The sequence below is a fragment of the Phascolarctobacterium faecium DSM 14760 genome (genome assembly GCF_003269275.1).
In the GTDB taxonomy this organism is placed as follows: Bacteria; Bacillota; Negativicutes; order Acidaminococcales; family Acidaminococcaceae; genus Phascolarctobacterium; species Phascolarctobacterium faecium.
The window spans coordinates 151,423-177,010 of sequence record NZ_QLTS01000001.1 but is presented as its reverse complement, the minus strand read 5'-3'; the positions used below and the strand labels follow the sequence as shown (position 1 = coordinate 177,010).

The window sequence follows — 25,588 nt, the reverse complement described above, 5'->3', positions numbered from 1 at the left end:
CTGTGAAAAAAGAGCTTTTTGGCTTATCTTTAATTGAATTACAGGAACTTTTGGTGGCTGCCGGATTGAAGAAATTCCGCGCGGCTCAGGTTTATCAATGGTTATACCAAAAATCCGTAACTGCTTTTGATCAGATGCGCAATCTTTCCAAAGCGGATATCGCTATCTTAGAAGCAAACTTTACGCTCCTGCCGCAGCAGCTTAAAATCCTGCGCGAGCAGGTATCGCAGGACGATCTGACCCGCAAGGTGCTGCTCGAATTTCCGGACGGCAATTCGGTCGAGACCGTACTGATGCGCCATGATTATGGTTACAGCGTCTGCGTATCCAGCCAGGTCGGCTGCGATATGGGGTGTGCTTTCTGTGCCAGCGGCCTCAGCGGCTGCATTCGTAATCTGACCGCCGCTGAAATTTTAGCACAGGTTTATATTTTTAACAGTATGCTGGTCGGAGAAGGTAAGCAGGTCAGTCGTATTGTCGTTATGGGCAGCGGCGAACCGATGCTTAATTTTGACGCCGTTATCGGCGCACTGCAGTTCCTGCATCGGGAAAATACGCTGTATATGAGTTACCGGAACATGACGATTTCTACCTGCGGTATTATCCCAGGTATCGAAAAGCTGACGCAGCTGGGACTGCCGATCAATCTGGCAATTTCGCTGCACGCAGCCGAGCCTGAGCTCAGAACCGAGCTGATGCCGGTCAACAAAGGTTTTCCTTTTCAGGACGTCATCCAGGCTGCCGAAGCTTATGTCGGTTATACCGGCAGGCAGGTGACTTATGAATATATTCTGATTGCCGGCAAAAATGACAGCCCTGTAGCAGCCGAGCTGCTGGCTAATCATTTGCGGTTCAAACATGCCAGCGTCAATTTGATTCCGGCCAATCCAGTGCCAGAAAAAGGCTTTGAACGCCCATCAAAAAAAGTGGTTGAAGCATTTTTAAAGGTACTGCAGAAACATAAAATCAATGCCACCGTCCGCAGGGAAATGGGCAAAGACATCGATGCCGCCTGTGGACAGCTGCGCGCCAGGTTTGCCCAAGAGCAGCAGGACTGAAAGCAGCGGCGTTATCAGTGACAAAAACAGACATAAGCTATAAAGTTAGGAGGTTCGTCAATGTTCGTTATCAGTAAAACCCATGTGGGCATGGTAAGAACTGTCAACGAAGACGCTTTGTTGACAACAGGACCTGAGCTTTTTGCGCTGGCTGACGGTATGGGCGGCTATGCAGCCGGAGAAACCGCCAGCAGGGAAGCCTTACAGGTTTTGCAGCAGGAAGCGGAAAAATTTAAGGAGCTTACTGGCACCGAGTTATGCACCGCCATGCGTGAAACAGTGCAGCAGGCTAATAAGCATATCAGGCAGATGGCTCAAAGTGAAGTACAGTATCATGATATGGGCACGACGCTCGTGGCAGTATATCTGGCGGCAGACGGTAAAGCTTATGCGGTCAACGTAGGTGACAGCAGACTTTATACATGGAGTGCCGGCACTTTACAGCAGGTCACCCGCGATCATTCTTACGTCGCAGAGTTATTGGCCAACGGCGAAATCACTGCACAGGAGGCTTTTAAGCATCCACAGAAAAATATCATTCTGCGCGCTGTTGGAGCCGAAGACGAGCTGGAAGTAGATTGCTTTACTCTGGAGCTGACAGCAGATACCAAGCTGCTTTTATGCAGTGACGGTTTAAGTGATATGGTGGATGACAGACAGATCAGCGAGATTCTGCAGGCACATCAGACGGCCGAAGCTGCTGAAGTGCTGCTGGAAGCTGCCTTAGACAACGGTGGCAGAGATAATATTTCGCTGATCCTGATAGACTTGACCCCGACCGAGGAGGATAACAGATCATGACAGATATGGTAGGAAAAATTTTACATAACCGTTATAAGATCCTGCGTCCTGTCGGCGTCGGTGGTATGGCGGAGGTTTACCTGGCACAGGATATGCTGCTGGACCGGGAAGTCGCCGTAAAAATACTGCGCGCTCAGTTCAATAACGATAAAAGCCTGCTCGAACAGTTCCGCCGCGAGGCTCAGTCCGCCGCAAGGCTGATCCACCCTTCAATTGTCAATATTTTTGACGTTTGCGAAGAAAACAGTTTGTATTTTATCGTTATGGAATACGTAGATGGTAGAACATTGAAAAGTATTTTAGAGGAGCAGGGCCCGCTCAAACCTTTCTGGGCCGTGCATATTGCCTGTGAGCTGGCTGCCGCTTTGCAGCATGCCCATAACCGCAATATTATTCACTGCGACATCAAACCGCATAATGTCCTTATCAATAAAAGCATGACACCTAAAATCGCCGATTTCGGTATCGCGCGTATGGTCACCAGTCAGACGATGGTCTATACATCGTCTGTGATAGGTTCGGTGCATTATCTGTCGCCAGAACAGGCTGGAGGCTGTCCCGTAACGGCTCAGTCCGACATCTATTCACTGGGCATCGTTTTGTATGAAATGCTGACGGGACACGTGCCTTTTGACGGCAAAACTGCCGTTGCTGTGGCGATGATGCACCTCGAAAAAACGCCGCCGCCGCTGAAAAGCTATGATCCAGACCTGCCTGATTCGCTGCAGGAAGTAATTGACAAAGCGCTTGCCAAAGACCCGGCCGACCGCTATGCGACCGCCGAAGAAATGTGGCAAGACCTTTATAATATCAAAACTAAAATGCTGCAGGAAAGCGTTGAAGAAGATTATGCCGAAATGCTGGGTATTACGGCGATCTCGAAAAACGAGCTGGCCGAGCCTACCGGAAAAATTTACGACTGGGCCAATGATAATGAGGAAGGCGCTCCTGAAGAAACCATTATCATGAAGCCGGCCTTCAACAAAAGTACTGACGAGATAGTGCAGGAAGCTGCCGCTATCAACAGGCGGGAACGCCGGAACAAATACATCAAGCTGTTTGCACTGGTCGCTATCTTATCCGCTGTCTTTTTAATGGTCGGTAACGTGTTCAGCCGCAAAACAGTTGATGTGCCTAACGTAGTTGGTAAATCGGTAGTGGAAGCGCAGAAAACCCTGGAAAAATCGGGCTTTACTGTAAAACTGGACGAAGAATATGACGAGAAGGTGACTCCGGGCTACGTTATCAAACAAGAACCGGAAGGCATCAGTAAGCGTAAGGAAGGCAGCGAGATCACTTTGGTAGTAAGCAAAGGCCTGGAAATGCTGGAAATGCCTGATTTGATTGGAAGAAAGCTGGACAATGCCAAAAAGTTTTTAAGTGACCTGGGTTACGAAACTGGTGTTGTAACTTATAAATTTGTGGCAGGCAAACCGGCCGATTCTGTTTTGGAACAGGCCCCAAAGGCTAAAAACAAGACACCGAAGGGATCGAAGGTAGATCTGGTTGTATGCCGCGATCCCAAAGACCTGTCGATGCCGGACGTAATGGGCAGCAGCTTGAATGATGCTAAAAAAGCCCTGACCGAGTTAGGTATCATGGATATTACCGTACGTTATGTTGAAAGCGGCAGCAGTGAGGGCAGCATAGTAGGTATGGAACCGCCTGCAGGCTCTAAGTTTGCCGCCGACGGTAAAGTTGTATTGCAGGTATCATCCGGCAGTCATCCGCAAAGCGTCAATAAATATGCCGAATTCGTCGTGCCCCAGGGCAGCGGTACCCAGGATGTGCAGATCATCCTGATCGATGCCAACGGACAGAGAACTGTTTATCAGGGCGCGCAGAAAGCCGGCGTACGTATACGCCAAAAAGTGGAAGTTACCGGCAGCGGCAAAGTGCAGTTCTTCTGTAACAATAAAATGGTCGAGGAGAAAAATCTGTGAGTATCGGCCAGGGAAGAATCATCAAAACCTATAACGGTTATTACTATGTCGACAGCGGTACCGACGAGCTTGTCACCTGCAAGGTCAAAGGCAAGCTTAAGCAGATCAGGTTTTCACTCTGCACTGGCGACATAGTTGAATTTGAAACCAATCATAACGGCGAAAGTATGATTACCAGGATTCTGCCGCGGCGTAATTTTATGCTGCGGCCGACTATCGCCAACGTCGATCTGATCATCGTCGCATTTGCCTGTATCAACCCCGATTTCAGCTACCTGCTGGCCGATAAGCTGCTGGTACTGGCAGAGCAGGCTGGTATCCCGGCCGTTATCTGCCTTAATAAAATCGACTTGGCACCGGCGGGGCTGGTGGCCGAGATCGAAACTGTTTATAAACGGGCTGGCTACGAGGTCTATGCGATCTCTGCGCAGCAGGGAATCAATGTTGGCAAGCTGAAAGATCGGCTGTACGGTAAAATAACTGTATTTGCCGGACCTTCCGGCGTGGGCAAGTCATCGACTCTCAACGCTATCGAACCCGGTATGCAGCTGGTGACAGGCAGTGTCAGCGAAAAAATAGGGCGGGGCAAACACACCACGCGCTTTGCACACCTGCTGCCTTTTGCCGGCGGTTATCTGGCAGACACTCCCGGTTTTGGCAATTTGAATTTAGAAGAACTGGACGATAAAAAACTGGCGGCATGTTTCCGCGAATTTGCAGGCTTTGAAGATGGATGTAAATTTACGCCCTGCACACATACGCACGAACCGATATGCGGCGTCAAAGATGCGCTGGCAGCCGGAGAGATAGCGCAGTCGCGTTACGAATCGTACCTGACTATTTTAGAAGAAATAAAATCCAAAAAGGAAAAGGACGGAAGAAAATGATCAAAGTAGCGCCTTCAATCTTATCTGCCGATTTTGCTTATCTGGCAGACGAAATCAAAAAAATCGAAACTGCCGGGGCCGACTGGGTGCATATCGACGTGATGGACGGTGCCTTTGTACCGAACCTGACCTTTGGCGCGCCGGTCGTTAAAAAGATCCGTAAGGTCACCGATCTCTTTTTTGACTGTCACCTGATGGTCAACAATCCCGAGCAATATATCGATGATTTTGCCGATGCCGGCGCGGATATGGTAGTAGTACACGCCGAAGCTACCAAACATCTGCACCGCTGTGTGCAATACATCAAAAACAAAGGTATGCAGGCCGGCGTCGCTTTGAATCCGGCTTCGCCACTATGCCTGGTGGAAGAGATTCTGCCGGATGTGGATATGGTGCTTTTGATGAGCGTCAACCCCGGTTTTGGCGGTCAAAGCTTCATTGAAACCACAGTACCAAAGATCGCCCGGCTGCGGAAGATGATCAACGATGCAGGCCTGAACATAGAGATACAGGTAGACGGCGGCATCAACGATAAAAACTCCAAACTGGTACGTGAAGCAGGTGCGACTGTACTGGTTGCAGGTTCGTATGTTTATGGCGCTGCTGATACCAAAGCGGCGATTGCCAGTTTAAAAGCATAATTAAAAAGCTAAAAACAAAAACACTGCAAATTTTGCAGTGTTTTTGTTTTTAGTAAAGTTTTTCCTCCTTTAAAGCAGGAAAAACTGTTTCTGTAAAATAAAATACCCCTAAAGCAGCTTAGAAACCTTACTTTAGGGGTATTAGCTGCTGCCTATAACATATTTTAAGGACGGTAAACCTTACAGGGAGCCATACCCATGTACTTATTGCAGGCTTGGCGTATGAATACGAATTTGGAGGCGAAGCAAAAACAACGGTCAAAGGTCTGAGCACGCCGGCACTCAGTATCAAAGGCAGTAGCGGTATGTTGGAGCTGGGTTATATCATTCAAAATAAAGATGTGAACGTGCCTGCTGTCTACATTGGCTTGCAGGGCAGTCACGGGTAAAAAGCAGGCGTCTGCCAGCAAGTGCAAGGCGGCGTGAACAGCCGGTCGCTGCCATTCCTAAACTGAATGACAGCGATAGTTTTTTGGAAATTCCGAAAACGCATATCCTTGCGAACTAACTGAATTGCTATTAGGAGCAGTCAGTTCTAGTATATAGACAAGGGGTAAACCTTACCAAGTGAAACGATGACAAAGGAGGTCAAAAACATGGCAAAAGTTTACAAAGATTTGAGAGAGTTTTTAAAAACATTAGAAGAAGAGGGGCAGCTGATCCGCGTTAAAGATGAGGTCGATCCGGAACCTGATATTGGCGCTGCCGGACGTGCCTGCGCTAATATGGATAAAAAACCGGCTGTTTTGTTTGAGAAGGTGAAAGGTTATAAATATTCTGTTGTAACCAACGTTCACGGTTCCTGGGCTAATCATGCTTTGATGATGGGAATGCCTAAAGACACTCCTGTAAAGGAACAATTCCATGAATTGAACCGCCGCTGGGACAAATTCCCGGTACCGCCAGTAATTCTTCCACGTGAAAAAGCAATGTGTAAGGAAAATACCATCAGCGAAAATATCAATTTATTTGATGTTTTGCCTCTTTACAGAATCAATGATCAGGACGGTGGTTTCTTCCTGTCTAAAGCAGCCGTTGTTACCGGCGATCCGGCTGAACCTGATAATCTGGATAAGCAGAATGTCGGTATTTACCGTATCCAGGTCAAAGATATCGACCGTATTGGCATCCAGGCTTTGCCTTTTCATGATATCGCCATCCAGCTTGCTAAGGCAGAAGAAGTCAACGAGCCTTTACCGGTAGCTATCGCTCTGGGCAATACTCCGCTTGTAAGCTTTATGGCAAGCACTCCTGTTAATTACGACCAGAATGAATATGAATTCGTCGGCGCCTTGCAGGATGGTGTTCCTACTGAAATTACTAAAGCTGATACTGCTGAGCATTTGTATGTTCCTGCTCATGCTGAAGTTATTCTGGAAGGCTACATTATGCCGCGCGTTCGTACCTGCGAAGGCCCGTTCGGCGAGTTCCCTGGCTCTTATTCCGGCGCCAGGAATCAGTGCGAGATCAAGATAACTCATATCACACATCGTACCAATCCGATATTTGAAAACTTGTATCTTGGTATGCCCTGGACTGAGATCGATTACCTGATGGCTCTTAATACCAGTGTTCCTCTGTACAAACAGCTGAAAGCTACTATGCCTGAAGTGCAGGCAGTCAATGCTATGTATACTCATGGTATCGGCGTTATCATTTCTACGAAGGTCCGTTACGGCGGCTTCGGTAAGGGTGTTGCTTTCCGTCTGCTGTCTACTCCGCATGGTATGCCTTATTCCAAGGTCATTATCGTTGTCGATGAGTTTGTCGATCCGTTTAATCTGGAGCAGGTTATGTGGGCGCTTACTACCCGCGTCAAACCCAGTAAGGATGTTGCGATCATCCCGAATTGTGCAGGTATGCCGCTTGATCCGTCTTCGGTACCGGCAGGTATGCATGACAAGCTGATCATCGATGCAACTACTCCGGTCGCTCCGGAACCGAATCCGCGTTCTGTTGAATTGTTGAAACCGTCTCCGGCTACCCCGAAATGGGAAGCTATTTTCAGAGACTTTATGGCTGCACAAAAAAATCAATGATAATTTGAGGTATAAAGGAGGCAGATTTTTATGAAATGTCCGCGTTGTGATGCTGATACAGTAAGAGTTATGACTAAATCCCCGGTTGGCGATGTTTGGGAAGTTTATGTCTGCGATACCTGCAGTTATTCCTGGCGTTCTACCGAAGAAATCCATGTACATGATGTATTTAAACTAAAACCGGAAGATATTCCTAATTTACAGCCAATTCCGCCGGTTCCACCTTTAAAGAAATAAATGGCTGCTTGGGGCTTGGACAAGTCCTTGATTGGCGGGGGAGTTAGCTCCCCCGCTTTTTTTATATAATTGCGGGGTGAAAAATTATGGCAGAGCTGAAAACACAGCTTGATCTGCAGCAGATACCAAAAATAGTAGGCGAGGATGGGACGCAGCTTTTGGCACGCTGCTACGCGGTGCTTGAGCATACCAGGTGGCCGCTTTATATCGTGGGACCTTCGGGCAGCGGCAAAAGTATTATCGCGATGAACCTGGCCAGGCAGTATGCGCTGGCTAAAAATGTGCCAGCCTATTATGTGCAGCTGAGTCCAGAACAGACGAAAACAAGCCTGATTTTGGGACTAAGGCTGGAAAACGGCAGTCTGGCAGTTAAGAACGGAGTTGTGGCAGATTGTATGGAGCGTGGCGGCATTATCATCGTCGATGAGGCGACACATTCGGTACAGGAGATTTTACTGATGTTCAACAGTATACTGGACCGGACTTCGGTAACGGCGATCGGCGATAAGATGATTTATGCACACGAGGATTTTCGGATCGTATTCTGTTCGAATGACAGCAGATATTCCGGCAACGTTAAGCTGCCGCAGAGCTTTGCTCAGCGTCTGGTTTCATTTTATTTCGATTATCCGACGGCGGAAGATGAGCTTTTGATAGTTGAACAGATAGTAGCGGAGGAGTACCGTGCCAACGATGTTGTACCGGTAAGCCTAAAGCGTTATATTATTGAGTTGATGCGCGAGGTACGCAGCAATACTTATCCACTGTCGGTACGCAATGCGGCTATTGCCGTAGTTCTGTGCAATTTGGAGCTTTTGCGGCGCCCAGAGTGGCGGCAGACGATGATAGATTCTTATTTTTATGATAATCGGAATGTTGAAAGCATCAAGAGGTATCTGGCAAAAAGGGTGTTGGGCTGTGAGGCGGCAAGCGTTACTGATTTGACAGACAGGCGGATCATGGAGCTGGAGCAGGCCTTGAGCGCGATAGGAATCGGAACTTTTAAAGAGATCATTTTGCAGAGCTTTATGTATTATCTGGATGTAGACCTGGGTTTTTATGATTTGCAGATGGTGAAGGAGAAGCTTGAGTCTTCAATTATTTAAGGTGGCTGTTATGGAAAATTTTGCGGTATTATGCCCGGAACTGGCTTTTAAAATAGAATATTATGCTGATGCAGCTGCATATCAAGACTCTGTTGGCACAGAATGCGGACAGCTGTGCTGCTGTACTGGAAGTCGTGAGGACGGGTATGTGCTGGCTGTCAACTGCGAATGTTTGCTGGAGGCATGGCAGCATTCAGCTTTGCATGGGCTACTGTCGTCAGAGAGTTTTACTGATGCATTTGTTATAAGTGAACTGAGTGTTTTGCGGTATGAAAATACGGCGTTGTTTACGGGGGCGGAGGGGTACAGGCACTTGGAGCGACTTAAGAAGGATATTTTATACCGATGCATCTATAGAAGTCTGTTTAGGACGTTCTGTGAGTATAAGCTGGCGCGTGAGCTGCCTGAGTTTGGCAAGCTGCTGACACTGCTGAATATGACGACACAGGATGTGGAGTTGGAGCAGCTTGTGAAGTATTTGCCGCAGCGTGGTCAGCTGGAAGCTTTACAGGTGTTTTTGAAGTACGGTATCATCGAGCCGCAGGGTGACAGTAGTTTTTATGATTTTATGGTACCTCTGGCCTTGACTGCGGTACGGACGGAGCTGCAGAATTTGATCGTGGTGACAGATTTGCTGACAGAATGGCTGCAGGGATTGCGGATGACGTCAGAAATCACACCTGTGTGGGAGCAGAAAGCTGCTGCGGCAGGAACTGCCGGCTCTATGTCGGTGCTGAAGGTGTTCAGCGAAGAAGAATTATACGAGATTGTACGGAAAGAGCATATCCGTGAACTGAAAGCAAAAATGCAGAATGCCGCATCACAGACAGGTAAGCTGGCAGGCGTAGGGCGTATGGTAAGCAGGTCGGGCGACACTTCACAGTTCTTTTTGGATACAGTACGGAAATACAGGCGCGAGATCGGCGAGCTGGAATATATTTTTAAGCAGAGCTTTACGTCGATGAAGATCATTGGTGCTTATGACGGCGACGTTAACCTGAAAAAGCAGCAGGAAGCGTATCTGGCCTCTAAAACAGCGGAGGAAAGCAGGGTTTATCAGTATTACTTGCGGCGTAAGGTATCGGTAGATATTATGATCATACGCGATGTTTCGGGCAGTACGTACCGATTTGAACGTGAATATGCAGAAGCGCTGATCGAGATTTTGGCGGCAGTTAATAATTTTGACGGTATCAGAACACTGATAATAGATTTTGAGGGCGGGGGCAAAGTACGTAAAAGTTTTATTGATAAAGCCGAGCAGACTTCGATCGTACCGTTGTCTGGAGGGGGGACTAATCTGCTGCCGGCGGTGCGGTTGCTGCAGGAACAGGTGCTGAAGGGGAAGCGGAGATTGTTGTTTCTATTATCGGATGGAGAGATCAACGACCGTGAGCAGGCCGAAAGGGAGTTGAACGATTATTGCCGCAGGAATCAGATTGAGATGGTGAAGATAACTTTTGACGAAGAGGATAAATATGGCTATGAGCATACGACAATCATAAATCTGCACAGGTTTCTTGCCCGCAGGATTATCGAAAAGGGGGCGACATACTGATATGGAAGGTTTGTTGAAGTGCCCGCATGGCCTGGTTACAGGCTGCGAGGAGCGGCAGGGGTTGAAAATCTATCGACATCTGCAGGACGGTGAGGCGTGTGGATTGCTGAATGGGTTACAGTTGACGCCGGAGGAAATTTTGCTGGAAATGGGTCAGACTTTTGTGAGCAGCGGCAATTTCGCAGCTTTAGCACCATATGTGCGTGGTGGTGAACTTGCTGAGGGATATGTACCGCCGCAGTCCAGCACAGCGCTGAACGAATTTCTTTTGTTTTTTCACGCCAGTGCAGCGGTACGGAGTTTGATTTATGAAACAGTACTGACGGCTGCCGTAAGCGGCGACGATATTACTTTTAAGGAGCTGCTGGAGCTGGCGCTGTTTGCTTTGTGTTATGCTCGCTTTCAGGAGGAGACCAGGACGTATAAACGGAAAGTAAAAGAGTTGCTGCCATATTTTGGCGCCGGTTTGTTGGACGTTTTAGCAGCGTTAAAAATAGACTATTCGCGGCAATCTGCTGTCAGCTGTTTTTATGAGGAGTATTTCTTCCAGTTGAAGTATGAATTTTGGGACAGGGAAGTAAGTCCGGAGAGACACAAACAGTGGCAGGCAGTGAAGCTGCTGGCATTAGGTATACAAAAGAAAAATACCTGAAGCATAAATGCTTCAGGTATTTTTCTTTTACTATTATTTTTTGAATAATTCAGGAACCCATTTGGCTGGATCGACTTCTTTAAATTTGCTGCGCTGGAAGTGCTCTTTAAGCCCGAAAGGTACGGTGCAGTCAAAAATAGTTTTGCAGGATATACCTACATCGCGGATCGAAGGCGAAAATTCGGGGGATTGGGAAGGATCGAGCGGATGGCAGCGAACGCCTGGGATAGTGATAACGTCGACATCGCCCTGGAAACGGGTATTCAAAGCCCACAGTACGTCGTCGGTATCAAACAGATCAACATCGTCGTCTACCAGGATAACGTGTTTCAGTTCCGAGAAAGCAGAGAAGGCTAGCAGAGCAGCCTGTCTTTGACGGCCTTCATCAGGCGGAGCTTTTTTGACGAATTGGATAACGGCCATATATTTGCCGCCGCCGGAGCAGTGGGCATATACGTTTTTGACATTGCCTGGCAGTGCTTTTTCCGTCATGCCGAGGATAGATGCTTCAGTCGGTATACCTGCCATATTGACGTGTTCTTCGGAAGGACCGATGCAGGATTGCATGATTGGGTCGCGGCGGTGGGTAACTGCTTTGACTTTGATCAGCGGGATTGCTGGTTTCATAGCGCCGGTATAGCCCGGAAATTCCGGCATTGCTTTACCGGTATTGCTGTTTTGGTCTTCGCGGACGCGGACATCAGGCAGCAGTTCGCCTTCGATAACATATTCTGCACGGGCGATAGCCTTTTCGTTGATAGTTTTGCACTGTACCATTTGCACGCCTTCGCCCCGTATACTGCCGGCTATGCTCAATTCATTGAAGCCGAGTGGAGTTGTAGGTGGTTCGAAGCAGGCGGCGATCTCGATGGCCGGGTCAACGCCGATACTGATGGAGATCGGCATCGGTTTGCCGGCTTTTTCGTATTTTTGACGGAATACGTCTAAGTGACGGCCTGGAACGAAATACATGGATATTTCGTCTTTGCCCTGCAGGCAGAGGCGGTGGATAGTAATATCGGTATCGCCGGTTTCAGGATCGGTGCCGTAGCAAAGCCCCATGGTTACATATGGGCCGGCGTCTTCTTCAGTATTGGTAGGGGCTGGGATCAGCTTGCGGATATCAAAGCCCTCTTCTGTTGCCAGATGCACTACTTCCTGACAGGGTGCCTGGTCAGCACTTACAACTACCGGAGCGATCGGGGTGGATACGGAGTCTTTTAAAAGAAAGCCCAGCTTTTCGGGTTCACATCCCAGCAGGTGCCCGACACGGGCACGGCTTGAAAGTACGCCGATAGCGACTTTAGCGCCGGGATGGCCTTTAACATTATTGAAGATCATGGCAGGTCCTAAGCGAGTCGGGCGTTTAACGGTGCCTTTGGCACCAACATAGCGGTAAATACCGGAGATCTCGGCACGTGGATCGGCCTCGACGTTGGTTTCCACCAACTGTCCGGGGATGGTACGCAGATAGTCGAGTGCGGAACGTAAATCATTGATTTTAGTAGTCATAATAAAGCCTCCTTAAATATACTGTACTGTGAATGGGAAGCTGCTGCCTGCAAGAAAGTAGAATCATTTTTGCGGAGACTGTTTTTTGCAATATCTAACAGTTTTCAGCTGACCGGTTTCAGAGCTGCACCAACTGACACCGGTGTTCAAGCAGCATTTCCTCTTAGGAACATCATAATACGAGTGGGAGTTTGAAGGCTATTCTAAATAGCAAAGCTGTTTTGACATATTGGAAAGATATAACCAATAGTTTGCATTAATAAACTTTTAATTCTATAAAGGCAAGACGTTATGCTCTATTGGAATACGAAAAAGCCTGCTTTTACCGTATAATCGTAGTAGATAAGCAGCTTCAGGCTGGGCAGAGTGAAAGCAGGTGAGAGAAATGAATTTTAATCAGTTGAGATATTTTGTCGCTATTGTCAAGCATGGCAGTTTTTGGTCGGCAGCACTGGAAGAATACATTTCTCAGTCTTCGCTGTCCAAGCAGATCAAAGCTTTGGAAACCGAGCTTGGGGTAGTGTTGTTTAACAGGACCGGTAATAAGATTACTCTGACGGAAGCAGGCCAGTGTTTTTATGATTATGCGCTGCAGCTGCTGGAGACAAAAAACGAAATGCACCAGGAGCTGATGGCTTTTGAAGATACGCCGATCGAAGAAGTGAAATTCGCTTCGATTCCAATCGTCAGTTCCTATAAGATATCAACGCTGCTTTCTGAGTTTCAGAAAGTCAATAAAAATCGCAGGCAGGTCGTTAATTATAATATTCTGGAAGAAGAACAGAAAGACGTACTGATGCTTTTAAAAAACGATAAGGTGGATTTTGCTTTTGTGCGCGACGGTTTTGACCAGCTGCCCGAATATGAGCATCGGCTGTTTATGACAGACGAGATCGGCCTGATTTGTTCGCAGGAAAGTGAGCTGGCACAGCTGCAGGAATTTGATTTTTCGATGCTGCGGGATGAAAAAATCATTCTGATTTCTCCTAAATCGGAAATTTACCGGATTTTAATGGAAAAGCTGCGTAAAGTGAACAAGGAATGTAATGTGGCGGCAACGATGACACGGCATAGGAATGTGTTTTCGATGGTGGCCAATAATGTTGGTATTACTTTTTTTACAAAACGGATGCTGGAGGAAGGACACAGCATTGAAGGGCTGAAATATGTCCCTCTGACGATGCCAATCTACAGTAATGTTTACATCGTTAAACGTAAGGAAAAAACTTTGAATGCGACGACAGAAAAATTTTGGAAGTTCCTTTGCGGTAAATATCAGGAATATCAGCAATAAAAAACCACTGCTGAGCAGTGGTTTTTTATTTATTGCATTTGAAAATATTTTTGCCAATAGATCCAAAAATCCTTGGTAATTTTATTGAGGCGGCGTTTTTTGAGTTTTATCAGCGCCACATCGCTTGTGAGTTCTTCAACTAGAGGAACGGTACAGAGATGAGGGAAAAGTGTCAGGTCAACGAGACTGAGCGGCAGCAGCGAAATATTTGGCGCCGTCTGCAGGATCTCCATAAGGATCTTGTGCCTTGTTGTCAGACATTTTGTTTTTTTCTCGATGCCGTGGCGTTCAAATGCTTTTATAACGATCGTATAAATGACCGATGAGGTATCTAAAAGTGAAAGTGGGTATTTTATCAGGTCATTCAGGGAAACAGCTTCTTTTGTACTTAAAGGATGATTTTGATTGCAGACCAGAACAAAAATATCTTTCTTATATGGAATACAGTCAAAGACATCTACTTCATCAAGATAATCAGTACGTATCAGCGCAATGTCGATGGCTCCGTCAAACAGCTCTTTCATAACTTCCTGCTGGTTGGTCTCGTGCATATCGATAACGACGTTAACATCGGGTTTATAGTTGGTTGTAAATTGGGCTATCTGAGCGCTGATACCATAGGAGGATACTACAGGTATTGACCCAAAACGAATAGTATTAGACTTCTTGGTAGCAAATTCATCTAAATAAAGCAGCATATCGTTGTGTTGTTTGATGGTCATTTCAGCATATTTGGCAAATTCCGCACCTATTTCAGTCAGATAGACCTTGGAATGTTCGCGTTTGAAGAGATCGACACCCAGTTCTGTTTCCAGGGCTTTTATCTGTTTGGACATTGACGATTGGGAGATATACATATCATCGGCAGCATTTGAAAAGCTACCTGTTTTGACAATGGCCAGAAAGTATTTCAATTGATTAAGATTCATAAATTCAATCCGCCCTTCTGTGCAAATTAAAACACGATAGCAAATAGTAAAAAAATGAGATTTGTTTTAAAATCTTTACCTTCTTCATTTAAATTATATTCGATTTTGCTATATACACATATTCGAGAATGGAATACAAGCTTTCACCTTTGGAAATTCCTAACAAGAATGACGTGTTTATTTAACTGAATTGCCTTTTAGACGGGCTGGTTCTATGATGAAAAGCAAGAAAGAGAATTGCTGGAGACGAAAGGGAAGGAGGGGAAAAAGATTTTTAGGAGCTGTCAAAAAGCTCTTGCTCATTAGCATAAGGATACTCCATAACTTAATAAATTACAATAATTAAATTTGCTGCACATAAACTTAATTGTTAAAATAGATATTTTATTGGTTGTGGATGTTCAAAAGTTGTAAGAGATAGGAGGTTTTATTTGTGGGAATGAATAAAGCGAGAATAGGGTTTATTTTAGGCATTATCGTAGCACTGTTGATCGGCACGGCCGATATCCCAGGACTTGCAAGAAATGGTCAGATATGTATGGCGCTTTCTTTTATGACCGTAATTTTCTGGGGCTTTCAAATCACTCAGCCGGGTTATACTTCCGGTCTTTATCTATTACTCCTCGCAGTTTTTGGGGTTGAAAAACCTGCTCTCATTTTTTCGACCTGGACTGGTCCAATGATGTTTTTGATTGTAGGCGCTTATTTGATTGCCGGTGCAGTTAAAGAATCTGGACTTGGCGAACGTATCGCTTATAAATTTATCATTTCTTATGTAACTTCATTTAAGAGTATTATCGTGGCGATTTTTATTCTGACTTTTATCCTCAGTCTTTTGATTCCGCATCCCTGGCCGCGTGCTTTCCTGATTATGTCAGTTATGGCGGTCGTTATTAAAAGTGCGAATATTCCTCGTGTGGATGCAGTTAAAATAGGCTTTACTGTTTTTGCCGCTTCTGTTCCGGTTTCCCTGATCTTTTTGACTGGCGATGCTACTATCAGTCCGCTGGCAGTACAATCATCCGGTGTTTCTCTAGGTTGGCTTGGCTGGTTTAAATTGATGGGACCACCCAGTATTATCGTAAGTATTATTACCTGCTTTATGATTTTGTTCCTATTTAAGCCAACTCAGGAAGTACAGGTCAACAAAGAGGAAATGCGTGCTAAATTAGCAGCTATGGGTCCAATGAGTGGGAAAGAGCTTCGGACTGCCTTTTGGGTAACTTTAGCGATCATTCTTTGGATGACTGATACTCTGCATGGCGTCGATATCGGTTGGGTAACCTTGTTTATCGCAATGGCAATGAGCCTGCCTTTGGTTGGCGAAATTCTGACGCCGGCAAGCTGGAGCGGTGTTCCTCTGCATGTACTGATTTTTTTGACTGCTGCTGTTGCTATCGGACGTGTTGGCGGCGCTACCGGTATGAATGCATGGATAGCCCAGACAGTATTGCCTGGTACAGTTCCGTCTGATCCATATATCCTGGCAGCGTTTATCGCAACTATTTCAATTATTATACATATGCTTTTGGGCAGCGTTATCGCAGTTATGGGTATCATTATCCCAGCTATGATCACCTTTACCAGCCAGATGGGTATTACGCCGCTTGTTCCGGCGCTGCTCGCTTATTCGGCAGTTGCTTCTCACTATGTGCTGCCTTTCCAGCATTTGAACATGCTGGTCGGTTTGGGTGAAGATAACGGTATGTATTCACAGAAGGAAACGATCCGTTTGGGTATTCCGTTCATTATCGTTATCTATGTTATGACTGTACTGATTGAAGTTCCGTACTGGTCGATGTTAGGCTTGTTTGATAAATAATCTGCTGAAGGAGGGCTGGAGATGCGTCTGATCGTTGGTATTTCCGGAGCCAGCGGGGTCATTTTGGGCTATGAGATGTTGAAAGCTTTAAAATTGCTCCCAGATTGTGAAGTTCACTTAGTTGTAACTGAAGGTGCAGTTAAAAATTTTGAGTGCGAAACGGATCTTACCGTACAGGATGTATGCGCTCTGGCCGATGTTGTGCACAGCAATAAAAATATGGCTGCCAGTATTTCCAGCGGCTCGTTTAAAACTGATGGAATGATCGTAATACCCTGCAGTATGAAAACAGTCGCCGGGATAGCAGCCGGCTATACAGATAATCTGCTGCTGCGTTCCGCTGACGTTTGTCTAAAGGAGGGCAGGAAGGTAGTTATCGTACCGCGCGAAATGCCTTTGAGCAGGCTGCATCTGCGTAATATCAAGGAAGCTGCTGATTACGGCTGCGTCGTTGTGCCGCCGATGCTGACTTTTTACAATGGGTCAAATTCGGTGGAAAAGCAAATGCAGCATATCATCGGTAAGGTCCTGATGCAGTTTGGTATTGATTATAAGCATTTTGTGGCCTGGAAAGGGGAGGAGTAAAATGCAGGCAAAGTCTTTTTCCTTGGGAGCGCAGGAATATTTGCTGGAAGCTGTGGCAGTACGCTGTGGTGATGATCTGACGGTCGTTATCGGCGGCGGTGAAAAGCAGCATATCGGTGCTGTCGCCGTAGGCGTACCGCGCCCCAGCTTAAAAGATAAAAATATAGTTTCTTCTTCGGCATCGGTACTGTGCCTGACAGGGCATAAGGAAGACCTGCTGGCACGCAAAGCCGCCTTAGAACTGGCCAGGATGCTTGGACATACTGTTACAGTGACCGTAGGCCTGCATATCGATGATGCGTCGGCTGAGGCGATAGCGATGCTGGAAGCTAATTTTCAAGAGCTGTTACGGCAGATTTGCCTTTGGGCTGCTGCCTGACAATAAGACGAGTTTACACTCATTCCTCCATCTTTGGAAGCGGGCGGGAAGAGCAAGTCCGCCTGCTTCCAAAAAAATAGTTGGTGCCAGAAGGCATACTGTTTGTTCACAGGAAGTTCGCTTTTAAGAAATTGACGCTTTGAATATTTTGTGCTATATTTAGAAAGTAATTAAATACGGTAGCCTTTGGGGCAGGGTGTGATTCCCTACCGGCGGTTATAGTCCGCGAGCTTCTTTGTGAGCATGATCCGGTGTGATTCCGGTACCGACAGTATAGTCTGGATGAGAAAAGGCGGCTATGAGTTTGTTTACTGAGCCATAGACAAAACCCCAAAAGGTTTTGCCTGTGGTTTTTCTAATTTCAGGGCATATCGTAAGCTTACTTGAAGAAGGTGACTTGATGGACGATGAATTATATATGCGGCAGGCGCTGGCTTTAGCCTGTCTGGCTGAAGGTGATACCAGCCCCAATCCTATGGTAGGTGCAGTTATCGTCAGTGCTGATGGAGAAGTTGTAGGCGAAGGCTATCATCATAAGGCAGGGCAGCCTCATTCCGAGATCAATGCGTTGAAGGAAGCAAAAAAGCTGGCCCGTGGCGGAACGATATATGTAACACTGGAGCCCTGTTCGCATTTTGGACGTACCGGACCCTGTTGCGAGGCGATTATTGCTGCCGGACTGAAACGTGTGGTTGCGGCGGTCGAAGACCCGAACCCCAAGGTTGCCGGCAACGGTTTTAAGCGTTTACGCGATGCGGGGATCGAGGTTACTGTGGGCGTGTGCGCAGAAGAGGCACGTCTGCTTAACGAGAAGTTTTTCCACTGGATCGTAACCGGCAGACCCTTTGTTTCGATGAAATATGCAATGACTTTAGACGGTAAGATAGCTACAAGGACCGGCGATTCGAAATGGATCACCGGCGAGGACGCCAGAGCTTATGGGCACTATTTGCGCAAGGCTCACGATTGTATCCTGGTCGGTAAGAATACGGTGCTGGCAGATGATCCGGAGCTTACTACCAGGTTGGTAGAGGGGCGAAACCCGCTGCGGATAGTGTTGGACAGTAACTGTGAAATACCCATGACTGCGAAGATTTTTGACGGCGAGGCTGAAACATTGCTGGTCACAGGCACTTGTTTACCGGGCGCCAAGCAGGCCAAAGCAGAAGCGCTGCAGGCGCTGCCGAAGGTAGAAGTGCTTCAGCTGCCTGCGGTCAATGGCAAGCTGCCTGTAGCGTTGCTGCTGCAGGAGCTGGCTGGGCGTAATCTGACCAGTATTTTGGTTGAAGGAGGCAGTACAGTGCACGGTGACTTTTTAGAAGCCGGCTTGGTGGATCGTATTTATGCGTTTATCGCACCGAAACTGATCGGCGGCAAAGAGGCGTTGACTCCGGTCGGCGGCAAAGGTTTTGCACTGATGGAGGATTGTTATGTTTTGAAGGAGATAGAAACACTGCCTTTGGGAGCAGATATTTTGCTGACTGGCAGAGTGGAAAGGAATAAATGCTGATATGTTTACTGGATTAGTTGCAGAGCTTGGCACTGTGCGAGGGTTGAAGAGAGTGCAGAACAGTTATCATCTGACTGTAGCCGCTAGAAAAGTGCTGGATAATTTAAAAATAGGCGACAGCGTTGCAGTGAACGGCGTTTGCCTGACAGTAGTTGTTTTGGGCAGCGGTGAGTTTACGGCTGACGTGATGCCGGAAACTGTGCGTTTGAGCAATCTGCGTGATCTGCGCAGCGGCGACCGGGTCAATCTGGAAAGGACGCTGCGGTTGATGGATGGCCTGGACGGACATATCGTCAGCGGTCATGTGGAGGGGATCGGTGTGATCGCGAAATGCCGGCAGGACGGCATAGCTAATGTGGTAACGGTAAAAACGCCGCCGGAGTTGATGCGTTACATCCTGCATAAGGGTTCTATTGCTATCGATGGTATCAGTCTGACGGTAACGGATGTCACCGAGGATACTTTTTCAGTATCGCTGATCCCGCATACCTCGAAGGAAACTACTTTAGGCTTTAAGACCGTTGGCGACGAGGTCAATCTGGAGACAGACATTATCGGTAAATATGTTGAACAGATGCTGAAGTTTGGCAATAAGGCAGAGAAAAAGGATGAAACCAGCGTTTTGAGTAAAGCTACTTTATTCGAAAACGGTTTTATGTAAATAAGGAGGCTATGAAAATGGAAGAGTTCAAATTTAATACAGTTGAAGAAGCGATAGCAGCTATCAAAGCCGGTAAAATGGTTTTGGTAACTGATGACGAGGATAGGGAAAACGAAGGTGATCTGATTATGGCTGCCGAGCTGTGTACGCCTGAGGCAGTAAACTTTATGGCAAAATACGCACGCGGTCTGATCTGTATGCCGGCAGCTCCGGAGATCATGGATAAGTTGCAATTTGGCGCGATGGTAGCTAAAAATACTGATAATCACGAAACTGCGTTCTCCGTATCTATCGATCACGTCGATACTACTACGGGTATTTCGGCGCACGAACGCGCATATACGATGAAAAAATGTGCTGATGATAACGCGCAGCCTGATGATTTCCGTCGTCCGGGACATGTTTTTCCGCTGCGTGCACGTGAAGGCGGCGTACTGCGCCGCACAGGGCACACCGAGGCGACTGTAGATCTGTGTAAGCTGGCTGGATTGAAGCCAGTCGGTATCTGCTGCGAGATCATGAGCGAAGACGGCAATATGGCTCGTACTCCTGAATTGAAAGAATTTGCTAAAGAACACGGGTTGGTTTTTATTACCGTTGCTGCTTTGGTCGCTTACCGCAAGGCGCACGAAAAAATGGTGCATCGTGCGGCTGAAGCCGCGCTGCCGAGTAAATACGGCAATTTCCGCGCTGTAGCTTACGAAAATGATCTGGATGATCTTTGCCATGTTGCCATCGTTAAAGGTGAGGTGTCCGGTAAAAAAGATGTCTTGGTACGCGTACATTCAGAATGTCTGACCGGCGACGCTTTCGGTTCCCTGCGCTGTGATTGCGGCGATCAGCTGGCAACAGCGCTGCGAATGATAGAAAAAGAAGGGTGCGGTGTAGTACTGTATATGCGTCAGGAAGGACGTGGTATCGGTCTGGCGAATAAAATCAGGGCTTATGCGCTGCAGGATCAGGGTTATGATACCGTTGAAGCCAATGTTAAGCTGGGCTTTGCTCCGGATCTGCGTGATTATGGTATCGGAGCTCAGATCCTTTCCGACATGGGCTTGACCAGCATTCGTCTGATCACTAATAATCCTGCCAAACGTGTGGGGCTTTCCGGCTATGGCATCACCGTAAGCGAAAGAGTGCCTATCGTTATCGACGCTAACCCTTTTAACGAGTTCTATCTGGAAGTCAAAGAGGAAAAAATGGGGCATGAGCTGCACGAAGGTCATGAGCATAAACACTGCAACTGCTGCAGCTGATATAAAAATCAAATTAACTTAAAATGGAGGCAATGAATATGAAAACTTTAGAAGGTCAATTAACAGCACAAGGTATGAAAGTGGCTATTGTTGTAGCCCGTTTTAATGAATTTATCACCAGCAAGCTTTTGAGCGGTGCTATCGACTGCCTGGAACGTCATGGGATGGACAATGAAGATATTACTGCAGTTTGGGTCCCAGGAGCATTCGAGATCCCTTTGGCAGCGCAGAAGCTTGCAGTGAGTGGCAAATATGATGCTGTTATCTGTTTGGGTGCGGTTATCCGCGGTTCTACTCCTCATTTTGACTATGTTTGTGCCGAAGCTTCTAAAGGCGTGGCGCATGTTGGTCTGGAAACAGGTGTTCCGGTAGCTTTCGGCGTTCTGACTACCGAAAATATTGAGCAGGCTGTTGAACGTGCCGGTACTAAAGCTGGCAACAAAGGTGTTGATGCTGCAATGACTGCTATCGAAATGGTCAATCTGTTGAAAAACATCTGATTTTTAAACGTACGTTAATCGTAGATTCTAAGAGGTATATATAATGAAAGATATTTTGACTAAAGGCACGGCTGAAGGTGTACGAATTTATGCGCTGTGTACTACTAATCTGGTACAGGAGGCTGCTACCAGGCATCATACTTCCCATTTGGCTAGTGCCGCTTTGGGCAGGGCGATGAACGGAGCCCTGCTTTTAGCAGCTACTATGAAAGATAATGAACGCATTGCCCTGCGTTTAAAGGGTGACGGGCCGATCGGCGAAGTCGTTGCCGATGCAGAAGGCACGCATGTGCGTGGTTATGTAGGTGATCCGGATGTATTTTTGCCGCTGAAAAACGGCAAGCTGGATGTTGGCGGCGCTATTGGAGCCGGCAATATTATTGTGACCCGTTATCTGCAGAACGCTGAACCTTTTACCGGCTATGCCGAACTGGTTGACGGCGAGATCGCCAGTGACCTTACTAATTATCTATACACGTCTGAACAGACACCGTCTTCTGTGGCGTTAGGCGTATTGGTCAATAAAGAGGGGCAGGTCATAGCTTCAGGCGGGTACTTTATTCAGGCAATGCCAGGCTGCGCAGAGGAAACGCTGGCACAGCTGGAGGAAAACATCAGTTTAACTCCTTATGTTACGCAGCTGCTGGAGCTGGGTTATACTCCAGAAAAGATGATCGAAACTATTGCCCGCGGTCTAGATGTAACAATTCAGGAGAGCATAGAGCTGAGTTATAAATGCCGCTGCAGTAGAGAAAAGATATTGGGAGCATTGGCGACTTTAGGGCAGGAAGATATCTCGGCCATGAGTCAGGATGAGGAAACAGAGGTGCATTGCCAGTTCTGCAACGAAACCTATAAATTCAGCGGGGAAGAAATTGCCCGGTTGCTGAAAAAATAAATAAATCTTGACACCTCGAACAGTTGTTTGTATACTATTTGTAGATAGTAATTGACAGCAACGAAACAGGAGGCTTGATCAAATGAGTACGGAAAAACTGAACGCTGAAAAAACAAAAGCGTTGGAAAATGCAATGCGCCAAATCGAAAAAGATTTCGGTAAAGGTTCGATCATGAAATTGGGCGAAGCCAGCGCTAAAATGAACATAGAGGTTATTCCTACAGGCGCTTTGTCTTTAGATATAGCTTTGGGAGTAGGTGGCATTCCACGCGGCAGGGTCATCGAGATCTATGGTCCGGAATCTTCCGGTAAAACTACAGTTGCCCTGCATATGATCGCTGAAACACAGAAAATCGGTGGTTATGCGGCGTTTATCGACGCTGAGCATGCTTTGGACCCTGAATACGCACGTAAGCTGGGCGTCGATGTCGACAATCTGCTGATTTCGCAGCCTGATAACGGCGAACAGGCATTGGAGATCGCTGATGCTTTAGTACGCAGCGGCGCTATCGATATCATCGTTATCGACTCCGTAGCGGCTTTGGTACCGCGTGCAGAGATCGAAGGCGAGATGGGTGATTCTCACGTTGGCCTGCAGGCCAGGTTGATGAGTCAGGCTCTGCGTAAGCTGACCGGTATCATTTCCAAGTCTAAATGTGCTACTGTTTTCATCAATCAGATCCGCGAAAAAGTCGGAGTTATGTTCGGAAATCCAGAAACAACTACCGGCGGCAGAGCGTTGAAATTTTATTCCACTGTCCGCATGGATGTACGACGGATTGAAACTCTGAAAAACGGCAACGATATGATAGGCAACCGTACCCGCGTGAAAATCGTTAAAAATAAAATCGCTCCGCCTTTCAAACAGGCAGAATTTGATATTATGTACGGTGAAGGCATTTCCCATGAAGGCTGCATCGTAGATCTGGGTGCAGAGTTTGACATCATCAATAAAAGCGGCGCCTGGTATTCCTACGGCGAGGTTCGTTTGGGACAGGGCAAAGAAAAGGTCAAAGATTTTCTCAAAGAAAATCCGGAAATGGCTGCTGAGATCGAAGCCAAGATCCGCGAGCATACTATTGCCAAATTAGTAAGCGCAGAAAGCGGTGTAAGCGATGCTGAACCGGTCGTCCAAGAACTTAACGACTGAGCAGGAAGCGTATGATTATGCTTTAGATATTCTGAGCTATCGTGATTACAGCCGTAAGGATATGGAACTGAAGCTGAAACGTAAAGGCGCAGATACTGGCATCATCAAGAGTACTATCCAAAAACTGCTGGAATATGGTTTCTTAGATGAAAAACGTTATGGACAGAGGGTTTTTGAAGCCTGGCTTTCTAAAAAATACTATGGCAGATGTCACCTTCGGCTGGAGCTGCAGAAAAAAAATGTGGCCGAACGTTATATAAACGGTATTTTAGCGCAGTTTTCTGAAGCTGAGGAACAGGAACGGGCGGAGAAGGCTCTGCAGTCTTGTTTAAAACGTAATCCTAAAAAATATGATCCTGCTACGCAGGAAGGCCGGGCCGCTATTGGCAGGTACCTGTATGCGCGTGGCTTTGCAAGTAAATATATTCAAAAAAGCATTAATAATATACATGGTTCTGTGATATTAATGGATGACTGCTAACTTGACTTTTATATAAAATCCATTTAAAATTATAGTATCCAATCGTGTTAATAATTAATGAATGAATGTTATCCACGAGGCGACAATAGTTTGTTGCCTCATTTTTTTTAAAAATTAATAAGGAGGTGAAAATCATTTTAGAACTTATCGGTATTACTATCGGTGCTGGTGCCGTTGGTGGTGCGATCGGTTATTTAGTACGTAAAAATGTTGCTGAAAACAAAATTGCTACTGCTGAAGAAACCGCTATTCGTATCATTCAGGAGGCGGAACAGACCGGTGAAGCTAAACGCAAAGAAGCGTTAGTAGAAGCTAAAGAAGAAATCCACCGCATGCGCAGTGAGATGGAACGAGAAAATAAAGAGCGTCGCAGTGATATCCAACGTCAGGAAAGACGTCTTTTGCAAAAAGAAGAAAATCTTGACCGTAAGATAGAGTCTTTTGAGAAAAAAGAGGAACACTTAGCTGTTAGAGAGACTTTCCTCAGTGACAGTCAGGCTAAAGTCGATGCATTATATCAAAAACAATTGGGTGAACTGGAACGTTTGTCCGGTTTATCTACCGAAGATGCTAAAAAAGAACTTCTTCAATCTGTTGAAGAAGAAGTGAAACACGAAACCGCAATGCTCATTAAAGATTTGGAGCAGCAGGCGAAAGAGGAAGCAGACAAGAAGGCCAGAGAGATCATTTCTCTGGCGATTCAGCGTTGTGCGGCCGACCACGTAGCAGAAACTACTGTTTCTGTAGTAGCCCTGCCTAATGATGAAATGAAAGGCCGTATCATTGGCCGTGAGGGCAGAAATATCCGGACACTGGAAACTTTGACCGGTATTGACCTGATCATTGACGATACGCCGGAGGCGGTAATTATTTCCGGTTTTGACCCCGTACGCCGTGAGGTTGCCCGCGTTGCTCTGGAAAAACTGATCAACGACGGTCGTATCCATCCGTCCCGTATCGAGGAAATGGTTGAAAAAGCACAAAAAGAGGTCGAACAAAAGATCAAAGAAGCAGGCGAGCAGGCTACTTTTGCGGTAGGTGTGCATGGTTTGCATCCTGAACTGATAAAATTACTGGGCCGCTTGAAATATCGTACCAGCTATGGTCAAAATGTCCTGAATCATTCTGTTGAGGTTGCTCATCTAGCAGGCTTGATGGCCTCAGAATTGGGCGTTGACGTAGTTTTAGCCAAACGTGCTGGTTTACTGCATGATATTGGTAAAGCTATCGATCACGAGATGGAAGGTTCCCACGTTGAGATCGGCATGGAAATTGCTAAGAAATATCGTGAATCTGAATTGGTACTCAATGCTATCATGGCCCATCATGGCGATGTAGAGCCTAAGAGTGTTGAAGCAGTTCTGGTAGCTGCAGCTGATGCTGTTTCTGCCGCAAGACCTGGCGCGAGACGCGAAACATTGGAAAGCTATTTGAAACGGTTAACTCGATTGGAAGAGATTTCTGAATCTTTTGAAGGCGTTGAAAAATGCTTTGCTGTCCAAGCAGGACGCGAAATTCGCATAATGGTAAAACCTGACCAGATCGATGATGCTACATCTATTTTGTTAGCGCGCGATATTGCTAAAAAGATTGAAGCCGAGATGGAATATCCCGGTCAGATCAAAGTCGTCATCATTCGTGAAACACGCGCTGTTGACTACGCAAAATAATAAGGTTGAAAATAAATCC

At 46.6% G+C, this 25,588-nt stretch carries 25 protein-coding genes and 1 riboswitch; of the genes, 23 read left to right on the top strand and 2 right to left on the bottom strand.

Annotation, left to right across the window (positions count from 1 at the left end; genetic code table 11):
* Nucleotides 1–2: 2 nt before the first annotated feature.
* From rlmN to C8D73_RS00760, 11 genes are all read left to right on the top strand, one after another.
* Nucleotides 3–1,058, top strand: coding sequence for a dual-specificity RNA methyltransferase RlmN (rlmN, locus tag C8D73_RS00805; RefSeq protein WP_113077015.1), 1,056 nt, complete (start codon nucleotides 3–5; stop codon nucleotides 1,056–1,058).
* Between the two features lie 60 nt (nucleotides 1,059–1,118).
* Nucleotides 1,119–1,859 (top strand): Stp1/IreP family PP2C-type Ser/Thr phosphatase, encoded by a 741-nt coding sequence (locus tag C8D73_RS00800; RefSeq protein ID WP_021718421.1) that lies wholly within the window; start codon nucleotides 1,119–1,121, stop codon nucleotides 1,857–1,859.
* Complete coding sequence (gene pknB, locus C8D73_RS00795; RefSeq protein ID WP_113077014.1) at nucleotides 1,856–3,802, top strand: Stk1 family PASTA domain-containing Ser/Thr kinase; 1,947 nt, start codon at nucleotides 1,856–1,858, stop codon at nucleotides 3,800–3,802. Before C8D73_RS00800 ends, pknB begins: the two co-directional genes overlap by 4 nt.
* Nucleotides 3,799–4,689 (top strand): ribosome small subunit-dependent GTPase A, encoded by an 891-nt coding sequence (gene rsgA, locus C8D73_RS00790; protein ID WP_113077013.1) that lies wholly within the window; start codon nucleotides 3,799–3,801, stop codon nucleotides 4,687–4,689. Before pknB ends, rsgA begins: the two co-directional genes overlap by 4 nt.
* Nucleotides 4,686–5,330 (top strand): ribulose-phosphate 3-epimerase, encoded by a 645-nt coding sequence (rpe, locus tag C8D73_RS00785; RefSeq protein ID WP_113077012.1) that lies wholly within the window; start codon nucleotides 4,686–4,688, stop codon nucleotides 5,328–5,330. The genes rsgA and rpe overlap by 4 nt, the downstream gene beginning before the upstream one ends.
* 215 nt (nucleotides 5,331–5,545) lie before the next feature.
* Nucleotides 5,546–5,719: a hypothetical protein gene (locus tag C8D73_RS11185; RefSeq protein ID WP_170123142.1), complete on the top strand. Its 174-nt coding sequence runs from the start codon at nucleotides 5,546–5,548 to the stop codon at nucleotides 5,717–5,719.
* Nucleotides 5,720–5,926: 207 nt separating this feature from the next.
* Complete coding sequence (locus C8D73_RS00780) at nucleotides 5,927–7,369, top strand: non-oxidative hydroxyarylic acid decarboxylases subunit C (protein WP_021718425.1); 1,443 nt, start codon at nucleotides 5,927–5,929, stop codon at nucleotides 7,367–7,369.
* 30 nt (nucleotides 7,370–7,399) lie between these two features.
* Nucleotides 7,400–7,606, top strand: a complete 207-nt coding sequence (locus C8D73_RS00775; protein WP_113077011.1) for a non-oxidative hydroxyarylic acid decarboxylases subunit D — start codon at nucleotides 7,400–7,402, stop codon at nucleotides 7,604–7,606.
* Between the two features lie 86 nt (nucleotides 7,607–7,692).
* Entirely contained in the window at nucleotides 7,693–8,712 is a 1,020-nt protein-coding gene (locus C8D73_RS00770) for an AAA family ATPase (RefSeq protein ID WP_113077010.1), read from the top strand.
* Between the two features lie 10 nt (nucleotides 8,713–8,722).
* A complete protein-coding gene (locus C8D73_RS00765; protein ID WP_113077009.1) occupies nucleotides 8,723–10,270 on the top strand; it encodes a vWA domain-containing protein in 1,548 nt (515 codons plus the stop codon).
* A 1-nt stretch (nucleotide 10,271) separates the two neighbouring features.
* Complete coding sequence (locus C8D73_RS00760; RefSeq protein ID WP_113077008.1) at nucleotides 10,272–10,922, top strand: hypothetical protein; 651 nt, start codon at nucleotides 10,272–10,274, stop codon at nucleotides 10,920–10,922.
* A gap of 33 nt (nucleotides 10,923–10,955) precedes the next feature.
* Here C8D73_RS00760 and C8D73_RS00755 read toward each other — a convergent pair whose 3' ends face one another.
* Nucleotides 10,956–12,434, bottom strand: a complete 1,479-nt coding sequence (locus C8D73_RS00755) for a UbiD family decarboxylase (RefSeq protein WP_113077007.1) — start codon at nucleotides 12,432–12,434, stop codon at nucleotides 10,956–10,958.
* A 385-nt stretch (nucleotides 12,435–12,819) separates the two neighbouring features.
* Here C8D73_RS00755 and C8D73_RS00750 point away from each other — a divergent pair, with 385 nt between their 5' ends.
* A complete protein-coding gene (locus C8D73_RS00750) occupies nucleotides 12,820–13,728 on the top strand; it encodes a LysR family transcriptional regulator (protein ID WP_113077006.1) in 909 nt (302 codons plus the stop codon).
* Between the two features lie 29 nt (nucleotides 13,729–13,757).
* On the opposite strand, the gene C8D73_RS00745 is transcribed toward C8D73_RS00750, so the two are convergent.
* Nucleotides 13,758–14,657: a LysR family transcriptional regulator gene (locus tag C8D73_RS00745; protein ID WP_113077005.1), complete on the bottom strand. Its 900-nt coding sequence runs from the start codon at nucleotides 14,655–14,657 to the stop codon at nucleotides 13,758–13,760.
* A 439-nt stretch (nucleotides 14,658–15,096) separates the two neighbouring features.
* Here C8D73_RS00745 and C8D73_RS00740 point away from each other — a divergent pair, with 439 nt between their 5' ends.
* From C8D73_RS00740 to rny, 11 genes are all read left to right on the top strand, one after another.
* Nucleotides 15,097–16,479 carry an SLC13 family permease gene (locus tag C8D73_RS00740; protein ID WP_113077349.1) on the top strand — a complete coding sequence of 461 codons (1,383 nt, stop codon included), beginning with the start codon at nucleotides 15,097–15,099 and terminating at the stop codon, nucleotides 16,477–16,479.
* Nucleotides 16,480–16,500: 21 nt separating this feature from the next.
* Nucleotides 16,501–17,064: a UbiX family flavin prenyltransferase gene (locus tag C8D73_RS00735; protein WP_113077004.1), complete on the top strand. Its 564-nt coding sequence runs from the start codon at nucleotides 16,501–16,503 to the stop codon at nucleotides 17,062–17,064.
* Between the two features lies 1 nt (nucleotide 17,065).
* The gene (gene lpdD, locus C8D73_RS00730; protein WP_113077003.1) at nucleotides 17,066–17,443 is read left to right on the top strand and encodes a prenylated flavin chaperone LpdD; all 378 of its coding nucleotides are present in this window, start codon (nucleotides 17,066–17,068) and stop codon (nucleotides 17,441–17,443) included.
* Between the two features lie 178 nt (nucleotides 17,444–17,621).
* A riboswitch (FMN riboswitch) is annotated at nucleotides 17,622–17,741 on the top strand.
* Between the two features lie 102 nt (nucleotides 17,742–17,843).
* Nucleotides 17,844–18,953: a bifunctional diaminohydroxyphosphoribosylaminopyrimidine deaminase/5-amino-6-(5-phosphoribosylamino)uracil reductase RibD gene (gene ribD / locus C8D73_RS00725; protein ID WP_113077002.1), complete on the top strand. Its 1,110-nt coding sequence runs from the start codon at nucleotides 17,844–17,846 to the stop codon at nucleotides 18,951–18,953.
* Nucleotide 18,954: 1 nt separating this feature from the next.
* Nucleotides 18,955–19,614, top strand: a complete 660-nt coding sequence (locus C8D73_RS00720) for a riboflavin synthase (RefSeq protein ID WP_113077001.1) — start codon at nucleotides 18,955–18,957, stop codon at nucleotides 19,612–19,614.
* A gap of 17 nt (nucleotides 19,615–19,631) precedes the next feature.
* Entirely contained in the window at nucleotides 19,632–20,870 is a 1,239-nt protein-coding gene (locus tag C8D73_RS00715) for a bifunctional 3,4-dihydroxy-2-butanone-4-phosphate synthase/GTP cyclohydrolase II (RefSeq protein WP_021718438.1), read from the top strand.
* 32 nt (nucleotides 20,871–20,902) lie between these two features.
* On the top strand, nucleotides 20,903–21,370 hold the full coding sequence (gene ribH / locus C8D73_RS00710; RefSeq protein WP_206672090.1) for a 6,7-dimethyl-8-ribityllumazine synthase: 468 nt from the start codon (nucleotides 20,903–20,905) through the stop codon (nucleotides 21,368–21,370).
* Between the two features lie 43 nt (nucleotides 21,371–21,413).
* Nucleotides 21,414–22,268 (top strand): Hsp33 family molecular chaperone HslO, encoded by an 855-nt coding sequence (hslO, locus tag C8D73_RS00705; RefSeq protein WP_113077000.1) that lies wholly within the window; start codon nucleotides 21,414–21,416, stop codon nucleotides 22,266–22,268.
* A gap of 82 nt (nucleotides 22,269–22,350) precedes the next feature.
* On the top strand, nucleotides 22,351–23,418 hold the full coding sequence (gene recA, locus C8D73_RS00700; RefSeq protein WP_021718441.1) for a recombinase RecA: 1,068 nt from the start codon (nucleotides 22,351–22,353) through the stop codon (nucleotides 23,416–23,418).
* On the top strand, nucleotides 23,384–23,899 hold the full coding sequence (locus C8D73_RS00695) for a regulatory protein RecX (RefSeq protein ID WP_113076999.1): 516 nt from the start codon (nucleotides 23,384–23,386) through the stop codon (nucleotides 23,897–23,899). Before recA ends, C8D73_RS00695 begins: the two co-directional genes overlap by 35 nt.
* Before the next feature lie 125 nt (nucleotides 23,900–24,024).
* Nucleotides 24,025–25,569, top strand: coding sequence for a ribonuclease Y (rny, locus tag C8D73_RS00690; protein ID WP_021718443.1), 1,545 nt, complete (start codon nucleotides 24,025–24,027; stop codon nucleotides 25,567–25,569).
* Nucleotides 25,570–25,588 lie beyond the last annotated feature (19 nt).